Below are 17,818 nucleotides of genomic sequence, written 5' to 3' on the forward strand. Positions count from 1 at the left end.
CGCCCGCGTGACCACCATCGCCTTCCTGGGCCCGGAGGGGACCTTCGCACACCAGGCGCTGCGGGCGCTGCCGGTGGCCGCCGGAGCCGACCTCCTCCCGCAGGCGAACGTCACCCTCGCCATCGACGCCGTGCGCGGCGGCCGGGCCGACACGGCGCTGGTCCCGCTGGAGAACTCCGTGGAGGGGGCCGTCCCCGCCACGCTCGACGAGCTCGCCCACGGCAAGCCGCTCGTCATCGCCGAGGAGACCTACCTCGCCGTCACCTTCGAGCTGATGGCGCGGCCGGGGACGAGCCTGGCCGAGGTCGGCTCGGTGGCGACCCACCCGCACGCCGAGGCCCAGGTCCGCCGGTGGCTGATGACCCACCTCCCGGCGGCCGGGGTCGCACTGGTGGGGTCGACCGCGGGTGCCGCGCAGGCGGTGGCCGCGGGGAAGTACGACGCCGCCGTGGGTGCCGCCGTCGCCGGTGAGCTCTACGGCCTGGTCACGCTGGCCCACGACATCGCCGACAACGAGGGGGCGGTGACCCGCTTCGTCCGCCTCACCCGGCCGGCGCCGCCACCCCCGCCGACCGGCAACGACCGGACCACCGTCACCGCCCACCTGCGCGAGAACCATGCCGGCGCCCTGCTGGAGCTGCTCAGCGAGTTCGCCAACCGCGGCATCAACCTCACCCGGATCGAGTCGCGTCCCGACCGCCGGCGGCCGGGCACCTACTCCTTCTCCATCGACGCCGAGGGGCACATCGCCGACGAACGCGTGGGCGACGCCCTCACCGCGCTGCGACGGGTCTGCGCCGATGTGCGTTACCTCGGCTCCTACGAGCGGCGTGACGGCACGCAGGGTCCGATCCCGTTCGGCCGACACGACCGCGACTTCGCCGAGGCGCGCGCCTGGGTCGACGGGTTGCGCCGGACGGGCCGTGGGGGCCTGCCCTAGAGGTAGAGGCCGGTGTTGGCGTCGTTGCGCTCCGCGGCGACGGCGTGCAGGTCACGCTCGCGCAGCAGCATGTAGTCGTCGCCGGCGATCTCGACCTCGAAGCGGTCGTCCGGGCTGAAGAGGACGCGATCGCCGGTCTCCACGGCACGCACGTGATTGCCCACCGCCAGCACCTCGGCCCAGACCAGCCGCTTGGAGACCTGCGCCGTCGACGGGATCAGGATGCCGCCGGAGGAGCGCCGCTCGCCCTCCTCGCGGGTCTCGCGGACCAGCACGCGGTCGTGCAGCATCTTGATCGGCAGCCGGTCGGTCATGCGATCAGCCTAGGACGCTGGACCCGCGTCAGTGGAACTGCGGGACGAGCAGGTAGAGCCCGTACCCGACGAGCGCGGCACAGACGGTGAAGCAGGCCCCTGCGATCACCAGTCCCGAGGTCCGCGCCGCCCCGGCCTGCCCCGCGTCGCGGGCCGTCTCGGCTCGGGACAGGCCGAGCACGCCGAGGGCGAAGACGACCGCGCCGCCCACGGCGAAGGCCAACCCCACCGCGGCGACCTGCGCGAGGCCGTCCCACTTGATGTCGATCGCAGCCATCCCGGCTCCTCTCAGACGCCCGCGGTGGCGGGCTCGCGCAGCGCCACCGACGTCTCGTCGTTGACGTTGTGGGACGTCACGGCATTGCGCCGCGAGACGGCGTAGATGCCGGCGACGACCGCGACGGCGGCGATGCCCACCACGGCCGCACCCGCATTGCCCTTGTCGGCCACGCTCGCGGCAAGCCCCCCGATGACGGCGGCGACGGGCAGGGTGAACAGCCACGCCAGCGCCATCCGGCCGGCGACGTTCCAGCGGACCTCGGCGAGCCGGCGACCCAGCCCCGAGCCGAGGATGCCGCCGCTGACCACCTGCGTCGTCGAGAGAGCGAAGCCGAGGTGGGACGAGGCCAGCAGCACGGCCGTCGAGGAGGCCTCGGCGGCGAAACCCTGGGGCGCCTCGACGTCGGTCAGGCCCCGGCCCATCGTCCGGATGATGCGCCAGCCGCCCATGTAGGTGCCGAGGGCGATGGCGGTCCCGGCACTCGCGACGACCCAGACCGGCGGTCCCGACCCCGGCTCGAGCGTGCCGTTGGCGATGAGGACGAGCGTGATGATGCCCATCGTCTTCTGCGCGTCGCCGGTACCGTGCGCCAGCGCCACCAGCGAGGCCGAGACGGTCTGACCGTGGCGGAAGCTGGTCTGCACCGTCGCGCCGCGGGCCCGCTGCGTCAGCTTGTAGACCAGGAACGTCGCCACCGCGGCGATGACGCCGCAGACCACCGGCGAGGCGAAGGCGGGGACGAGGATCTTCTCGACCACCACGTCGAAGTTGACCGCGCCGGTACCCGCCGCGACCATCACTGCGCCGATGAGCCCCCCGAAGAGCGCGTGCGAGGACGACGAGGGCAGGCCCAACAGCCAGGTCAGCAGGTTCCAGACGATCGCGCCCACCAGCCCGCCGAAGACGACCGCGGGCGTCACCTTGGCGTCGTCGACGATGCCGCTGCTGATGGTCTTGGCGACCTCGGTGGAGATGAAGGCACCGACCAGGTTCAGCACACCGCAGATCGTGACGGCCACCTTGGGCTTGAGGGCCCCGGTCGCGATGGAGGTCGCCATCGCGTTGGCGGTGTCGTGAAAGCCGTTGGTGAAGTCGAAAGCCAGTGCCGTCACGATGACGACCAGAACCAGGAACGGCACGTCCACCAGTATCTCCCGCTGTTCGGAGCGCGAACAAACTGCAGGTCCATAAGTGCCCGCTATGTCTGAATCGCCGATGACGCGGACGCTAACAGCTCGGCAACGGGAGTGTCCCGGTCACCCCGGAACGGTCGAATCCGCATATAAGCTGCCGCGTCATGACCGCGGAACACCGCGCCGAACCGACAACCCACCCGGACCGGGTCGGGTCGACAAGGGGACTTCGTATGGGGTTGACACCCGGAAAGCAACGCAGCATCACGGCGGCCGTCGCCATGACGGCCGCTCTCGCTCTCGCCGCCTGCGGCGCCGGCAAGAAGGACGACAGCGGCAGCAGCGGCTCGAACGGCGCCAGCGGCAAGCCGATCACCATCGGCACCACCGACCCGGTGACCGCGATCGACCCGGCCGGCTCGTACGACAACCCGTCGCTGCTCGTCGAGACGCAGATCTACCAGTTCCTCATGGACGTGCCGGAGGGCGGCAAGACCCCGCAGCCCGAGGCCGCCGAGAAGTGTGGCTTCACCACCCCCACGAAGTACACCTGCACCCTCAAGCCCAACCTGAAGTTCTCCAACGGTGACCCCCTCACCGCCAAGGACGTCGCGTTCTCGTTCAACCGCGTCGTGAAGATCAACGACCCGAACGGACCGGCTTCGCTGCTGGCCAACATGGCCAAGGTCGAGGCGACCAACGCCAGCACCGTCGTCTTCACCCTGAAGAACGGCAACGATCAGACCTGGCCCTACGTCCTCGGCACCTCGGCCGGCCCCATCGTCGACAGCAAGGTCTTCCCGGCCAACAAGCTGCTCGACGACGACAAGGTCATCGGCTCCGGCCCGTACGCACTCTCGTCGTACCAGAAGAACCAGCTCGTCGCGTTCAAGGCCAACCCGAACTACACCGGCAGCGACAAGCCCAAGACGAGCAACGTCACGCTGAAGTACTACACCGAGGCCAACAACCTGAAGCTGGACATCCAGCAGGGCGCCATCGACGTCGCGTGGCGCACTCTCGGCCCTAACGACGTCGCCTCGCTGAAGAAGGCCAGCGGCGTCAAGGTGCTGACCGGATCCGGCGGCGAGCTGCGCTACCTCGTCTTCAACTACAAGACGATGCCGGGCAAGAACGACGCCCAGAAGCAGGCCATCCGCCGGGCGATCGCCTATTCGGTCGACCGCACCGACCTGGCCGACAACGTCTACCAGGGCACCTACCAGCCCGCCTACTCGATGGTGCCGGACGGCATCAAGGACGCCACGACGCCCTTCAAGGACAGCTACGGCGACAAGCCCGACACGTCGAAGGCCAAGGCGGCGCTGCAGGCGGCCGGTGTCTCGACGCCGCTGTCGCTCAACATCAACTACACCACCGACCACTACGGCCCGACCTCGGCGGACGAGTACAACGAGCTCAAGCGCCAGCTGGAGCAGACCGGTCTGTTCAAGGTCAACGTCAACGGCACGGCTTGGACGACGTACAACAAGGAGCGGGTCAAGGACTCGTACGGGATCTACCAGCTCGGCTGGTACCCGGACTTCGTCGACGCGGACAACTACCTGAGCCCGTTCCTCACCGTCGACAACTTCGTCCACGCGCACTACTGCGACCCGAACGCCAGCAACCGGCCGTGCGACACGGACAAGATGCTGCCGCTGCTCTCGACCGAGCAGACCGCCTCCGGCAGCGCCCGGACGACCGCACTGGACACGATCCAGAAGACGCTGGCCGACGGCAGCATGCCGTACCTGCCGCTGCTCTCGGGCAAGCAGGTCGCGGTGATCCACGGCAACATCTCCGGCGTCCAGGAGACCCTGGACCCGACGTACAAGTTCCGGATGTGGCTGCTCAGCAAGAGCTGACCCGCTGACGCAACCGCCGGGCGGGCGCCACCAGCGCCCGCCCGGCGGTGACGCGGCCATGACCAGAAAGGCCACCACCCCTTGGCCAGCACCAAGAGCTCGTCCGGATCGTTGCGCACCTACCTGATCACCCGGCTGTTGCTGGTGATCCCGATGGTGTGGATCCTCGTCACCGTCGTCTTCGTCGTGATGCGGGTGGTCGGCGACCCCATCGAGTCACGCTTCGGCGGGCAGCTGTCACCGCAGGAGATCGCCAAGCGGCGCGCTGCCGCCGGCCTCGACCGCCCGCTGCTCTCGCAGTACTGGGACTACGTCAGCCACGTCGCCCGCGGCGACTTCGGCAAGACCCTCACCGACGGCCAGAGCGTCAACTCGCTCATCGTCACCCGCGGTGCGGCGACGCTGGAGCTCACCTTCTGGGCCGTCCTCGTCGCCCTGGTCGTCGGCGTCCCGCTGGGCCGCTTCGCGGCCCGCTACCGCGACCGGCTCCCCGACGTCGGCATCCGCCTCTTCGCGATCCTCTGCTACGCCGTGCCGGTCTTCTTCTTCGGCCTGCTGCTGCAGTACATCTTCGCGATCAAGCTCGACTGGCTGCCCGCTAACAGCCGGGCCAGCGCGGACGTCGACCTCGCCATCAACACCGTCGAGCCGAACACCCACATTTACCTGATCAACGCGATCCTCTACGGCGACGACTCCTACATCTGGGACGTCGTGCGGCACACCGTGCTCCCCGCCGTCACGCTCGGCCTGCTGACCGCCGGCGTCTTCGCACGGCTGGTCCGGGTGAACCTGCTGCAGACGCTGCGCTCGGACTACGTCGAGTCCGCGCGCGCCCGTGGCGTCCCCGAGCGCCGGGTGGTCCGGCGGCACGCGTTCCGCAACGCGCTCATCCCGGTCGTCACCGTGATGGGGCTGCAGGTCGCCTCGCTGCTCGCCGGCGCCGTCCTCACCGAGATCACCTTCAACTGGCCCGGCCTCGGCTACACCATCGCCTACTACCTGAGCCGGCAGGACTACTTCGCCGTCCAGGGCATCGTCACCTTCATCGCGGTCGTCGTCGCCTTCATCAGCTTCCTGATCGACGTCGTGGCCGCGCTCATCGACCCCCGAGTGAGGTACTGACGTGGGTGTCAATGTCGCCCAGGTGGAGACCGACAGCGAGATCTCCGACCCGGCCCGCAAGCGCAGTCGCATCCCCGGCGTGGACGCCATGCGGGCCACCGCCGGTTTCCAGCGCGGCATGCTCGTCGCGGGCGTCGTGCTCATCGGGGTCTTCGTCGTCCTCGCCGTCTTCGCCCCGCTGATCGCGCCGTACGGCTTCAACGACAACCGGGCCGACGGCAAGCGCTTCGGACAGCTCGCCTCGCCCTCGTCGCAGCACCTCTTCGGCACCACGAGCACCGGGACCGACGTCTTCTCGCAGACCGTCTACGGCGCCCGTACCGCCCTCGAGGTGATCGTGCTGGCGGTGCTCATCTCGATCGTCATCGGCGTGCCGCTGGGGTTGGTCGCCGGATACCTCGGCGGGTGGCTGGACCGCATCCTCGTCCTCGTCAGCGACGCGCTCTTCGCCTTCCCGTCGCTGCTGCTGGCCATCATCATCTCCACCACCGTCTCCGGCGGGTCCAGCGGCGCCACCGCCGGCATCCTTGCGGCCGCCGTCTCGATCACCGTCGTCTACGTCCCGCAGTACTTCCGGGTCGTGCGCAACGCGACGGTGACGGCGCGCGAGGAGACCTACGTCGAGGCCGCACGCGCCCTCGGCGCGCCGCCGCGCGTCGTCATGCTGCGCTACATCTTCGGCAACGTGGTGCAGACGGTGCCGGTCATCGCCACCCTCAACGCCGGCGACGCCATCCTCACCCTCGCCGGGCTGGGCTTCCTCGGCTACGGGATCGAGCCCTCGGCGGCCTCGGAGTGGGGCCGCCAGCTGAGCCAGTCGCTGCCGGATGTCACCAACCAGGTCTGGTGGACCTCCACCTTCCCCGGCCTGGCCATCGTCCTCATCGTCATCGGTGTCACGCTGGTGGGCGAGAGCCTCAACGACGTGCTGAACCCGCTGCTGCGCACGACGAAGGTCACCAACGTCGTCCTGCCCCGGCGACGCTCCGAGCCGGCCGAGGGGGAGCAGGCATGACCGAACCCGTGCTCGAAGTGAAGGACCTGCGGGTCTGGTACGCCGGCGGCGGTGGTCCGGTCCGGGCGGTCGACGGCGTGGACTTCACGCTGCGCCCCGGCGAGGTGCTGGGCCTGGTCGGCGAGTCCGGCTGCGGCAAGTCGACGCTGGGTCGTGGCCTGATGGGCCTCACGCCACGTGGCTCGGCCGTCGACGGCTCCATCCGCTTCGACGGCCACTCGCTGCTCGACATGCCGACCAAGCAGCGCGAGCGGCTGCGCGGTGCAGGAATGGGGCTCATCTTCCAGGAGCCGATGACCCGGCTGGACCCGCTGATGCGGATCAGCGACCACTTCGACGAGGCCCTCAAGACCCACGCGAAGGACCTCTCCAAGAAGCAGCGGGAGCTTCGCGCGCTGGAGTCGCTGCGCGCGCTGGGCATCCCGCCGACGCGCTACCGGAACTATCCACACGAGTTCTCCGGTGGCATGCGGCAGCGGATCATGATCGCCCTCGCGCTCGCGCTGCGGCCCAAGTTCATCGTCGCCGACGAGCCGACCACGGCACTGGACGTGCTGGTGGAGGCACAGATCCTGCGCATCCTCGCCGACATCCGGGAGCGTTTCGCCCCGGCCATCCTGCTCATCACGCACAACCTCGGCATCATCGCCGAGGCATGTGACCGGGTAGCGGTGATGTACGCCGGTCGGATCGTGGAGCAGGGGCCGGTGGAGGCCGTCTTCGCCGATCCGCAGCACCCGTACACGCGAGAGCTGCTGCGCTCGACCATCTCGCTGAAGACGCAGGAGCTGCACTCCATCCCCGGTGCACCGCCGGATCTCGTCGCCCCGCCGTCGGGTTGCAACTTCCATCCCCGGTGCCCGTCGGCGATGCGCGTCTGCGTCGAACGGGACCCGATCCCGCGGACGCTGGACCGGCAGCGGGTCGAGTGCTGGCTGCACGAGACGCTGTCCGAGGACGAGGCCCGCCCGCTCGAGCACGTGGAGGTATCCGTTGCCGACGAAGCCTGACCTGGTCAAGGAGCCGGCCGACGCCGACGAGCGCCGTCCGCTCATCGAGATCAAGGACCTGCACGTCGACTTCGCGCTGCGCACGAGCGCCTTCGCGCGACTGGTCGGCGGCTCGTCCGGCATGGTCCGGGCCGTGGACGGCGTCAACCTGACCCTCGGCGAAGGCGAGGTCGTCGGCCTCGTCGGCGAGTCCGGGTCCGGCAAGTCGACGCTCGGCCGCGCACTCCTCGGGCTCGTCCAGCCCACCGGGGGCTCGATCACCTACCGCGATCAGGAGCTCGTCGGGCTGTCGGAGTCCCGGTTCCGCCCGCTGCGCCGCAAGCTGCAGATGGTGTTCCAGGATCCGCACGCCTCGATGAACCCGTCGATGACCATCGGTCGCGGCATCGGGGACGCGTTGCGCATCCACGGCCTGCATCCCGAGAACCGCCGCGCCGCGGTCGCGGAGGTCCTGGAGCGCGTCGGCCTGGCGCCGGCGTCCCGGTTCATCGACAAGTACCCGGCCGAGCTCTCCGGCGGGCAGAAGCAACGAGCCGTGATCGCTCGGGCCATCGCCCTCGGTCCGGAGCTGCTGGTGGCCGACGAGCCCATCTCGATGCTGGACATGTCGGTGCGCGCCAAGATCCTCGGGCTGATGGCCGAGCTGCGCCGCGACCTCGGGCTCACCTACCTCTACATCACCCACGACCTCGCCTCCGCCCGCTTCTTCTGCGACCGGGTCGCGATCATGTACCTCGGCAAGATCGTCGAGATCGGCCCGGTCGAGGAGATCTTCGACAACCCGCGCCACCCCTACACCCGGGCGCTGCTGCGCGCGGTGCCCGACCCCGACCCGTCCCGGACGGTGCCACGCGAGCTGCCGCGCGGCGAGATCCCGGACGCCGCCGCCGCCCCCGAGGGCTGCTCGTTCCACCCGCGTTGCCCGGCCGCCTTCGGTCCCTGCGGCTGGGAGGCACGCGACCTGCGCATGATCCTGGAGCAGCGCTGGACCAGCGTCTCGACCGAGCAGTACGACACCGAGCAGGCCTACGTCCGGCCCGGCGCGCGATTCGCCACCGCCTCGTCGCCGACCTCCGCGGTCGTCCACTCGAGCTCTCCCGGTGACCTGCTCGACGTGCTCGAGGCCGAGCGGGACGGGCACCCGGACGAGCCGCTCTGGAGCGGTGTGCAGGGCCTCGCTGCCGAGGGTGGCGGCGTGCGTGTGGAGTTGACCGAGCCGATCGAGCCGCGACTGCGTCCCATCGGCGCCGGCGGTGCGCAGGTCTCCTGCCACCTCTTCCACGACGCTGCGACCGGTGAGCCCCGCGCGGACGCCGGCACGTGACCCCGACCGTCCTGGTCGTCATGGGCGTCTCGGGCTCGGGGAAGTCGACCGTCGCCGCGGCGCTGGCCGAGCGGCTGGGGTGGACCCTCGACGAAGGCGACGCGCTGCATCCGCAGGCCAACGTGGACAAGATGGCTGCCGGTCACGCACTCACCGACGAGGACCGCTGGCCGTGGCTGCAACGGGTGCGCGAGCACATCGACGCCGTGCTCGACCACAGCCGCAGCGGCATCGTCACCTGCTCGGCGCTCAAGCGCAGCTACCGCGACGTCCTGCGGCGTGACGGCGTCGTCTTCGTCCTGCTCGACGGGACGAAGGAGCAGATCGCCGACCGCCTCGCGCATCGGCACGGCCACTTCATGCCGCCGAGCCTGCTCGACTCGCAGTTCGCCACCCTCGAACGTCCGGGTGACGACGAGAAGGCGATCTCCGTGGCCGTCGACCGTCCGGTGGCGGTGCAGGTGGGGGAGGTAGTCGACAGCCTCGGGCTCTCCGCCCGGTCCTGAAGGGAAGTCGCATGATCGTCGCCGCCGCCGACACCGACTGGAGTTCCCACGACACCCGACTGGTGGTCGCCGCCATTGTCGGCATCGCGCTGATCGTGGTGCTGATCGCCCGCTTCTCGGTACACCCGTTCCTGGCCCTGATCGCCGGTTCCGCACTCACCGGGATCGGCGCCGGCGTGGGGCTGGACAAGGTGATCGGCAACTTCGAGGACGGCGTCGGGTCGACCCTGCGGGAGGTGGGTCTGCTCATCGCCCTGGGGGCGATGCTCGGCAAGCTGCTCGCCGAGTCCGGCGGCGCCGACCAGGTCGTCGACACCCTCGTCTCCCGGTCGGGTCCACGACTGGTGCCCTGGACGATGGCGCTGGTGGCGGTGATCGTCGGCTTGCCCATGTTCTTCGAGATCGGCCTGGTGCTGCTGCTGCCGGTGATCGTCCTCGTCACCAAGCGCTCGGAGCTGCCGCTGATGCGGGTCGCGATCCCCGCACTCGCCGGGCTGTCGGTGCTGCACGGTCTCATCCCGCCCCACCCCGGCCCGCTCATCGCCATCGACGCGGTCAACGCCCAGCTCGGCACCACGCTCGCGCTCGGCCTGCTCGTCGCGCTGCCGACGGTGGTGATCTGCGGACCGCTCTTCTCCCGGTACGCCGCGCGCTGGGTGCCCGTCGGTCCGCCGGCCGCGGCCGGCGGGGTCAGCACGACCTCGGAGAAGGCGGCCTCGGACGAGGTGAAGCGACCACCGTCGTTCGCCGTCACGCTCGGCACGATCCTGTTCCCTGTCGTGCTGATGCTGCTGAAGGCACTGGCCGACATCGTCTGGGACGACGACGAGAAGAACCGGGTGCGCGTCGTGCTCGACTTCGTCGGCGAACCCCTGGTGGCGCTCTTCCTCGCTGTCGTCCTGGCCATGATCACCTTCGGTTACGCCGTCGGCTTCGACGGCAGGTCGATCGCTGACCGCCTCGGCGCCGGGCTGGCACCGATCGCCGGCATCCTGCTCATCGTCGGTGCCGGCGGCGGCTTCAAGCAGACGCTGATCGGAGCCGGCATCGGCGACTCGATCGCCAAGGTGGCCGAGGACACCGGCGTCTCGGTGCTGGTGATCGCCTTCGTGCTGGCCGTGGCGCTGCGACTGGCCACCGGGTCGGCGACCGTGGCGACGACCACCAGCGCCGGGATCGTCGCGCCGCTGGCCGAGGGCCTGACCGGACCGCATCTCGCGCTGGTGGCGCTGGCGGTAGGGGCGGGATCGCTCTTCCTCTCCCACGTCAACGACGCCGGCTTCTGGCTGGTGAAAGAAAGCTTCGGAATCAGCGTGGGTCAGACCTTCAAGACGTGGTCGGTGATGGAGACGCTGATCTCCGTGGTCGGGTTCGCCTTCATCTCGGTGTTGTGGTTGCTGTTCTGAGCAGCTTCCGAGTCTTCCCGCTCCGGAATGTCAGCCTGACTCGCAGGCCTCCTGCTCCAGTGAGGTGGGGACTTGATGGGTGGAGCAGGGCGTGACCCGGTCAGTCCACTGCCAGCTGTGGTCCTGGAAGAGGAAGAGCCCGGCCGTCGTGTAACCCGCGGTGTCGACCTCGGCGACGGCCCACCCGCCCGCGCAAGAGACGCCGGCGACGTCCGTCGCCGCGCCGACGTGTGCGCTGTCCCAAGCCCGAGTCAGGGTCGGGGTGCCGGGACAGGTGACTGCCGTCCGCACCCGCGCGACCGGAACGTACGCGCGCGACCTCGAGACTCCGTGACCGTGGGTGATGACACCGGATGGTCCGGCGAGCAAGGCGATCGCACCGGCCACGACCATGGCGCCGACGCCCGCTGCCAAAGCGACGGTGAGCCGGCGCCTCAACTTCACCGCTCGTGATGCCGACGCTCTTGCCGCCGAGGTGGGCTGCCGCGCATGCTGCGTCGTTGCTGCGACGGCCATGATGCCTCCCGGTCGGAAGCCCTCGTGGGGGAGGGACCGCACAAGAGTCACTCGCGGGGGTTGAGGACGGACGAAGACGTTCAGGTTCGGGACAGCGACGGTTGCCCGCACGTCCTCCGTCCGCGCGGGTCCCGTCCTCTCCTGCGGGTCTCTCTTCCCACGGTCACCTATCCGTCGAGGAGGGGATCGGGTGGTGGTGTGGTCCATCGACGTCCGGTGGGGCTGATCCAGGTGATGGCTCCGTCGGGATGTCGTTCGATGTCCCAGCGGCCGTCGTGTTTGAGGTGGTGATGTCGGGAGCAGAGCGGGATGAGGTTGGCCGGGGCGGTGGGACCGCCACCGGCGTGGGGCGTGACATGGTCGATCTCGCAGCGTTCGGCTCGCTGGCGGCAGGTGGGGAAGCGGCAGGTCCGGTCGCGGAGTTGCACGAAGCGGCGCATCGGTGCCGGTGGCCGGTAGGTGGCGGCGGAGACGTCGAGGAGGTTGCCGGCGGGATCGGTGAGCAGTCGTCGCCAGGTGCCGGTGGGGTCGAAAGCGATGGCTCTGGCCGCGGCAGCCGGGATCGGGCCGTGTCCGGCGAGATCGCCCGGGTGGTCGTCGGTGCCGAGCAGGGTCGAGGCAGCGACGGTGACCAGCACCCGCGGCCGCGCACCTCTGCCCGTCCTCGCCCGGTCGCCGGACGCCACGCAGCCGCTGCCAACATTGCTGCCGCTGCCGAGATCACAGAGGGCATCTGCGCGGCGCTGGTCGGCGGTCCGGCCGTCGTGACGGTTCCTGTCGGCGAGCTGCTGCAGCGTCGCTTTCAAGGCGGCCGCCTCGGTGGCCGGGAGCAGGGCCCAGAGCTCGGTCATGCCGTGTTCGACCGGAGTGAAGACCACCCGCCTCAGCTGCAGTGCGGCGGCGTGCTGCTCCTCGGCGGTTCGGGTGTCCAACGCCGCCACCACCCGCCGTACCCGGGCCCTGAACTGGCTGAAGGTCAGGGTCTCGACATCCCGCAGGACCCGCTCGTGGAACTCGCCCAACACGGCGTCCGGCAGCTGCTCGGCCAGCTCCACCGCCCGCGTGGCATAGCGCAGCTCGATCCGCCCGGCTCGCAACGCTGCGAAGAGGTCCGCGAACCGGGACACCAGCAACCCCGCGATGCGCAGCTTGGCCGCCGCCGTCACCGATGGCACCCGCAGCACGCAGGACACGTCCTCGACGATCCACTCCTTACCGAACCGCCCGTGATCATCCCGGTAGGGATCCGGGTCGGCCCCCACCTGCGCCAGGACCTCGACCTCGCGCACCTCACCCGCGATCCGCATCAGCCGCGCAGCAGCGAGTGCGTCGAGGGCATCCCTCGTCTCCGCGCACGCCACGTCCTCGACCGCCATGCGCCGACGTTAGCGGCTTCTACGTTCGAAACTGACGTTATCCACAGGGCAGCCCGGACTGCTTCCGCCCCACTCCCACCTCAGATCTGCCACATCTGCATGTTCGCCCGCGCGGCCGAGCTGTAGTTGGCCTCAGCCGTATGCGCGATTCTGCGCAGATCCTGCAGCGCCTCGCGCATCTGCCGGGCGCCGGACACCCAACGGCGATGAGCCTCGGCGTGCAGGGTCGCCGCCTCGCCCTGCCACGTAGCCTGCAGCCGTCGCAGTCGAGAGTCCACCTCCTCCTCGGTGGCGGCGAGCAGGGCGCCGGTGCGGGTCATCCGGTCGATGAGCTCGCCGAGCAGGTCGAAATCGACAGCGAACCCGCCGCTCATGCCACGCTCCGCAGCAGCGTGGTGGTGTCGAGCTCGTTGCGCTCGTAGGCCTGCGCGGTGACGCCGAGGGCACGAGCCATCTCCTCCAGAGCGGCGACGACCACTCGGGCGCCCTCGTGCCATTCGCGCCAGGCAGTGCCGAAGGCCGCAGCCGCCGCCCCCCGCCAGCCGTAGCCGAGCAGATCCTCGGCCGCTGCCTGCAGACGCGCCAGTTCGGCGTCCGCCTCGGTCACGTTCTCGGTCACCATCGCCTGCGCCGCGAAGAGCTCGGCGGGCTCCACCTCGTATCCGGACATGAGCCGACCGTAGGCGCTCATTCCGGCCATAACGCCGACAAAGGTGCAGCCTGTGGATAACCGTGGGCACAGCGCTCAGTAGCCTGACTACCGTGATCGACCTCAAGCTCCTCCGCGACGACCCGGAACTCGCCCGCGCCTCCCAGCGCACTCGGGGCGCGGACCCCGGCCTGGTGGACGCCCTGCTCGCCGCCGACGACATCCGTCGCGCGGCCGTGGCACGCGCCGACGCACTCCGTGCCGAGCAGAAGGCGCTGAGCAAGCAGGTCGGCAAGGCCTCGCCCGAGGAGCGCCCGGCGATCCTCGCCCGCGCCAAGCAGCTCGCCGAGGAGGTCAAGACCGCCGAGACCGAGCAGAGCCACGCCGACACCGCGCTGCGCGAGGCCCAGTTCGCCGTGCCGAACCTCGTCCAGGAGGGCGTCCCGGAGGGCGGCGAGGACGATTTCGTGACCCTGGAGACCGTCGGCACGATCCCGGAGGTCGCCGACCCCAAGGACCACATCGAGATCGGCGCCGGCCTCAAGGCGATCGACACCGAGCGCGGCGCGAAGGTCAGCGGCGCCCGCTTCTACTTCCTCACCGGTGTCGGAGCGCAGCTGGAGTTCGCGCTGGTGAACCTGGCGATGCAGCAGGCGACCGAGGCCGGCTTCACCCAGATCATCGCGCCGTCCCTGGTCAAGCCGGAGGTCATGCAGGGCACCGGGTTCCTCGGCGCGCACTCGGACGAGATCTACCACCTCGAGAAGGACGACCTGTACCTCGTCGGCACCTCCGAGGTGGCCCTGGCCGGCATGCACAGCAACGAGATCCTGGACCTTCGCGAGCTGCCGCTGCGCTACGCCGGCTTTTCCTCCTGCTTCCGGCGCGAGGCCGGCAGCTACGGCAAGGACACCAAGGGCATCATCCGGGTCCACTGGTTCGACAAGGTGGAGATGTTCTCCTACGTCCGCGCCGAGGAGGCCACCGACGAGCACCAGCGACTGCTCGCGTGGGAGCGGGAGTTCATGGACAAGCTCGAGCTCGCCTACCGCGTCATCGACGTCGCTGCCGGGGACCTCGGCTCGAGTGCTGCTCGCAAGTTCGACATCGAGGCGTGGTTCCCGTCCCAGGGGGCCTACCGCGAGCTCACCTCCACCTCCAACTGCACCACCTTCCAGTCCCGGCGGCTCAACATCCGGACCAAGGGCGAGAAGGGCAACGAGCCGGTGGCGACACTGAACGGCACCCTCTGCGCCGCCGCCCGGACCATCGCCTGCCTGCTGGACCACCACCAGCAGCCCGACGGCTCGGTGTACGTCCCGGCGGCGCTGCGCCCGTTCCTGGGCGGTCGCGACGTCCTGAGCCCGGCGTGACGACCCAGCCGGCACCGGCCGAGCTGGGGCAGATCCGGCTCGTCGCCACCGACATCGACGGGACGCTGCTCGACAGCCGGGGCCAGGTCTCACCCCGCAACCGAGCGGCGCTGGACGCGGCCGCCGAGGCCGGCCTGCACGTCGCCTTCGTGACCGGACGGCCGCCACGCTGGCTCGACGACCTGGTCGACGCCACCGGTCACCAGGGTGTCGCCATCGGGGCCAACGGTGCCGTCGTCTACGACATGGCGAGCGAGAAAATCCTCTCGTCGCACACCCTCTCCGTCCCCCTTATGCGTGATCTTGCGCAAAAACTGCGCGAGGAGTTCCCCCGGATCACCTTCGCCATCGAGTTCGGGCTGGCCTTCGCCGCCGAGCCGCACTATGTCCACGACTGGGAGATCAGTCCACGCTTCGACCGGCGGGGCGTGGCCATCCCACCGCCGCGGATCGGCTCCTTCGACGAGATCACCGACGAGCCGGCGGTGAAGCTGCTCGCCAAGGACCGCGGCGCCGACCCCGATCTCCTCGTCGCCGCCGCCCAGCGCGTCGTCGGTGACCGGGCGACGGTGACGCACTCGTCGTCGTACGGTCTGCTCGAGCTCTCCGCGCCCGGCATCACCAAGGCGACCGGCCTGGCCGACCTCGCGGCCGCCCACGGACTCGGCGCCGAGCAGGTCGCGGCCATTGGGGACATGCCCAACGACCTGCCGATGCTCGGCTGGGCCGGCCGCGCGTTGGCGGTCGGCAACGCCCACCCCGAGGTCAAGGCCGTCGCCCACGAGGTGACGGTGAGCAACGACGAGGACGCCGTCGCCCTGCTCATCGAGTCCGTCCTCGCCGCCCGCTGACCCAGCCGCGCCCAGCTGCGCCCAGCTGCGCCCAGCCCCGGCCAGCCCAGTCGGGCTCAGCCCCGCCCTGCCGCGCTCAGTCGGGCGGGACCAGCGCCGACCGCAGGATCTTGCCCGACGTCGTCTTCGGCAGCTCGTCGAGGAACCAGATCCGCCGGGGGTACTTGTACGGCGCGGTCTCGGCCCGGACGTAGGCCTGCAGCTCGGCGACGAGCTCGTCGCAGGGGTCGTACCCGTCACGGAGCACCACGGCCGCGGCGACGATCGAGCCACGCGCCTCGTCCGGCACGCCGACGACCCCGCACTCGCGCACGGCCTCGTGACCCAGCAGCGTCGACTCCACCTCGACCGGACCGATCCGGTACCCGGCGCTGATGATGACGTCGTCGGCGCGGGCCTGGAAGAAGAGCCACCCGTCCTCGTCCTGGCTGACGGTGTCCCCGGTGTGCCAAGGACCGGACGGCGCGTCCTCGTCGTCGTAGCCGAGGAAGAACGCCGGCAGGGTGGCCGGGTCGATGGTGAGCTCGCCGTCGACGATCTCCACCGACACCCCCGGCAACGGACGTCCCATGGATCCCGGCGGCGAGACCTCGCCCGGCGGGGTACCGCTGACCTGTCCGGTCTCGGTCTGGCCGTAGCCGTCGCTGATCGCCAACCCGGTCTGCTCGCGCCACGCGTTCCACGCCGGGACGCCGAGCGCCTCGCCCGCGGTCACCAGCCGGCGCAGCGAGGGCAACCCTCCGATGGGGCCGTGGCCGGCGATCAACCGGTACTCGGTAGGGGCCATGCAGAGCACGTCGACGCCGAGTCGCCGGACGGTCTCGAGCCGTTCGACCGGGTCGAAGCGCCGATCCTGGACCACGGCCGCCGCGCCACACCACCACGGCGCGATGAAGCAGTTGCGGGCAGACTTGGACCACCCCGGCGCCGCCGTCGACCAGACCAGCTCACCCGGCTCGGCCGCCAGCCAGGACGTCGCCTGCAGCCGCTGACCCCACGCGTAGCGCTGGCCGTGGCGGACCAGTTTGGGCTCACCGCTGGTGCCGGAGGTGAAGAGGACGAAGGACGGGTCATTGTCGTCCAGCTCGGCGAAGTCCGGGGCGGGACCGTCGGCGAGGAAAGACTCGTCCAGCCACCACACCGGGACGCCGGCATCGGCGGTCGCCGCCTCGTTGCGCCGGTCTGCGACGACCAGCACCGGCCGGGCCCGGCGGACGCGCAAAGCGACGTCCTTGGCCCGCAGCATCTCGCTGCAGGGCAGGATCGGCGCGCCCAGCCAGAGGCAGGCGAGGGTCAGCGCGACGTTCGGCGCCCCGTTGCCCTGGATCGTGAGGACGACATCACCGCGGCCGACGCCCCGCTCGGCCAGACGGCCGGCGACCGCACCGGCGGCGGCCAGGATCTCAGCGAAGCTCCAGTGACGGTCCGCGACGTCGTCGACGAGCGCGCGGTGGCCGGCCGGTCTGGTCGCGACGAAGTCTCGGACCCAGTTCGCCACCGCGGCTACAGGTACTGGCCCGTGCCGCGGGACGACTCGTCCCCGCCACCGGGTCCGCCCGCGCCGGGGACGAGCAACTGCCCGTCCGGCCCGACCACGACCTGCCGTCCGCCGCCGCCGGGGAGCTGCCGCCGGCCGGCCATCTGCTCCAGCTGCGCGCGAGCCGCAGCCTGCTGGGCGTAGATGGCGGTCTGGATGCCGTGGAAGAGGCCCTCCAGCCAGCCCACGAGCTGTGCCTGCGCCACCCGCAGCTCCGCCTCCGAGGGCGTCTCGCCGCCGAAGGGCAGGCTCAGCCGGGCCAGCTCCTCCTGCAGATCCGGCGACAGCCCGGAGGCGAGCTCCTTCACCGAGGACTCGTGGATCTCGCGCAGCCGGCGGCGCCCCGCCTCGTCCATCGGCGCCTGCCGCACCTCCTCCAGCAGCTGCTTGACCATCGTCCCGATGCGCATCACCTTGGCCGGCTGCTCGACCTGCCCCGTAATGTCGTCGATGTCGCCGCGGTCCGAACCGTCCTCGGCGGTCGTCAGTTCGGTGGAGTCCGAGGCGTCCGGCGCGGGGGTGGACGACGGTGCGGGTTCGTGGTTGCTGTCGGTCACGGGGACCAGTCTGCCCGCGACCGCGAAAACGCGCACAG

At 70.5% G+C, this 17,818-nt stretch carries 19 protein-coding genes; 10 read left to right on the plus strand and 9 right to left on the minus strand.

Going from position 1 to position 17,818, the window contains the following annotated elements; translation table 11 throughout:
• The first annotated feature begins 7 nt into the window (after positions 1-7).
• Positions 8-940 carry a prephenate dehydratase gene (gene pheA, locus AC0NZQ_RS02590; RefSeq protein ID WP_474528075.1) on the plus strand — a complete coding sequence of 311 codons (933 nt, stop codon included), beginning with the start codon at positions 8-10 and terminating at the stop codon, positions 938-940.
• Here pheA and AC0NZQ_RS02595 read toward each other — a convergent pair.
• The 3 genes from AC0NZQ_RS02595 to AC0NZQ_RS02605 are packed head-to-tail and all read right to left on the minus strand — an operon-like array spanning position 937 to position 2,679.
• Positions 937-1,254: a GroES family chaperonin gene (locus AC0NZQ_RS02595; RefSeq protein WP_474528077.1), complete on the minus strand. Its 318-nt coding sequence runs from the start codon at positions 1,252-1,254 to the stop codon at positions 937-939. The two genes, pheA and AC0NZQ_RS02595, sit on opposite strands and share 4 nt — an antisense overlap.
• 28 nt (positions 1,255-1,282) lie before the next feature.
• Entirely contained in the window at positions 1,283-1,531 is a 249-nt protein-coding gene (locus tag AC0NZQ_RS02600) for a hypothetical protein (protein WP_474528078.1), read from the minus strand.
• 11 nt (positions 1,532-1,542) lie between these two features.
• On the minus strand, positions 1,543-2,679 hold the full coding sequence (locus AC0NZQ_RS02605; protein WP_474528079.1) for an inorganic phosphate transporter: 1,137 nt from the start codon (positions 2,677-2,679) through the stop codon (positions 1,543-1,545).
• Between the two features lie 221 nt (positions 2,680-2,900).
• Here AC0NZQ_RS02605 and AC0NZQ_RS02610 point away from each other — a divergent pair, with 221 nt between their 5' ends.
• From AC0NZQ_RS02610 to AC0NZQ_RS02640, 7 genes are all read left to right on the plus strand, one after another.
• Positions 2,901-4,535: an ABC transporter substrate-binding protein gene (locus tag AC0NZQ_RS02610; RefSeq protein WP_474528080.1), complete on the plus strand. Its 1,635-nt coding sequence runs from the start codon at positions 2,901-2,903 to the stop codon at positions 4,533-4,535.
• A gap of 81 nt (positions 4,536-4,616) precedes the next feature.
• On the plus strand, positions 4,617-5,660 hold the full coding sequence (locus tag AC0NZQ_RS02615; protein WP_474528081.1) for an ABC transporter permease: 1,044 nt from the start codon (positions 4,617-4,619) through the stop codon (positions 5,658-5,660).
• Positions 5,661-5,748: 88 nt separating this feature from the next.
• On the plus strand, positions 5,749-6,675 hold the full coding sequence (locus AC0NZQ_RS02620) for an ABC transporter permease (protein ID WP_474529404.1): 927 nt from the start codon (positions 5,749-5,751) through the stop codon (positions 6,673-6,675).
• Positions 6,672-7,685 carry an ABC transporter ATP-binding protein gene (locus AC0NZQ_RS02625; protein ID WP_474528082.1) on the plus strand — a complete coding sequence of 338 codons (1,014 nt, stop codon included), beginning with the start codon at positions 6,672-6,674 and terminating at the stop codon, positions 7,683-7,685. Before AC0NZQ_RS02620 ends, AC0NZQ_RS02625 begins: the two co-directional genes overlap by 4 nt.
• On the plus strand, positions 7,669-9,009 hold the full coding sequence (locus AC0NZQ_RS02630) for an ABC transporter ATP-binding protein (RefSeq protein WP_474528083.1): 1,341 nt from the start codon (positions 7,669-7,671) through the stop codon (positions 9,007-9,009). The genes AC0NZQ_RS02625 and AC0NZQ_RS02630 overlap by 17 nt, the downstream gene beginning before the upstream one ends.
• On the plus strand, positions 9,006-9,515 hold the full coding sequence (locus AC0NZQ_RS02635; RefSeq protein WP_474528084.1) for a gluconokinase: 510 nt from the start codon (positions 9,006-9,008) through the stop codon (positions 9,513-9,515). The genes AC0NZQ_RS02630 and AC0NZQ_RS02635 overlap by 4 nt, the downstream gene beginning before the upstream one ends.
• A gap of 11 nt (positions 9,516-9,526) precedes the next feature.
• Positions 9,527-10,921 (plus strand): GntP family permease, encoded by a 1,395-nt coding sequence (locus tag AC0NZQ_RS02640; RefSeq protein ID WP_474528086.1) that lies wholly within the window; start codon positions 9,527-9,529, stop codon positions 10,919-10,921.
• Between the two features lie 30 nt (positions 10,922-10,951).
• On the opposite strand, the gene AC0NZQ_RS02645 is transcribed toward AC0NZQ_RS02640, so the two are convergent.
• From AC0NZQ_RS02645 to AC0NZQ_RS02660, 4 genes are all read right to left on the minus strand, one after another.
• Positions 10,952-11,212: a hypothetical protein gene (locus tag AC0NZQ_RS02645; protein WP_474528087.1), complete on the minus strand. Its 261-nt coding sequence runs from the start codon at positions 11,210-11,212 to the stop codon at positions 10,952-10,954.
• Positions 11,213-11,604: 392 nt separating this feature from the next.
• A complete protein-coding gene (locus tag AC0NZQ_RS02650) occupies positions 11,605-12,813 on the minus strand; it encodes an HNH endonuclease signature motif containing protein (protein ID WP_474528088.1) in 1,209 nt (402 codons plus the stop codon).
• A gap of 80 nt (positions 12,814-12,893) precedes the next feature.
• Positions 12,894-13,187: a WXG100 family type VII secretion target gene (locus tag AC0NZQ_RS02655; protein WP_474528089.1), complete on the minus strand. Its 294-nt coding sequence runs from the start codon at positions 13,185-13,187 to the stop codon at positions 12,894-12,896.
• A complete protein-coding gene (locus AC0NZQ_RS02660) occupies positions 13,184-13,483 on the minus strand; it encodes a WXG100 family type VII secretion target (RefSeq protein WP_474528090.1) in 300 nt (99 codons plus the stop codon). The genes AC0NZQ_RS02655 and AC0NZQ_RS02660 overlap by 4 nt, the downstream gene beginning before the upstream one ends.
• A 92-nt stretch (positions 13,484-13,575) precedes the next feature.
• Between AC0NZQ_RS02660 and serS the strand changes: the two genes are divergently transcribed.
• Together serS and AC0NZQ_RS02670 are read left to right on the plus strand one after the other, a co-directional pair.
• Complete coding sequence (gene serS / locus AC0NZQ_RS02665; RefSeq protein ID WP_474528091.1) at positions 13,576-14,835, plus strand: serine--tRNA ligase; 1,260 nt, start codon at positions 13,576-13,578, stop codon at positions 14,833-14,835.
• A complete protein-coding gene (locus tag AC0NZQ_RS02670; RefSeq protein WP_474528092.1) occupies positions 14,832-15,686 on the plus strand; it encodes an HAD family hydrolase in 855 nt (284 codons plus the stop codon). The genes serS and AC0NZQ_RS02670 overlap by 4 nt, the downstream gene beginning before the upstream one ends.
• 76 nt (positions 15,687-15,762) lie before the next feature.
• On the opposite strand, the gene AC0NZQ_RS02675 is transcribed toward AC0NZQ_RS02670, so the two are convergent.
• Entirely contained in the window at positions 15,763-17,184 is a 1,422-nt protein-coding gene (locus AC0NZQ_RS02675; RefSeq protein ID WP_474528093.1) for an acetate--CoA ligase, read from the minus strand.
• Positions 17,185-17,189: 5 nt separating this feature from the next.
• Entirely contained in the window at positions 17,190-17,780 is a 591-nt protein-coding gene (locus AC0NZQ_RS02680; RefSeq protein ID WP_474528094.1) for a proteasome activator, read from the minus strand.
• Positions 17,781-17,818: the final 38 nt, after the last annotated feature.

Source organism: Jatrophihabitans sp. sgz311053 (genome assembly GCF_056135305.1).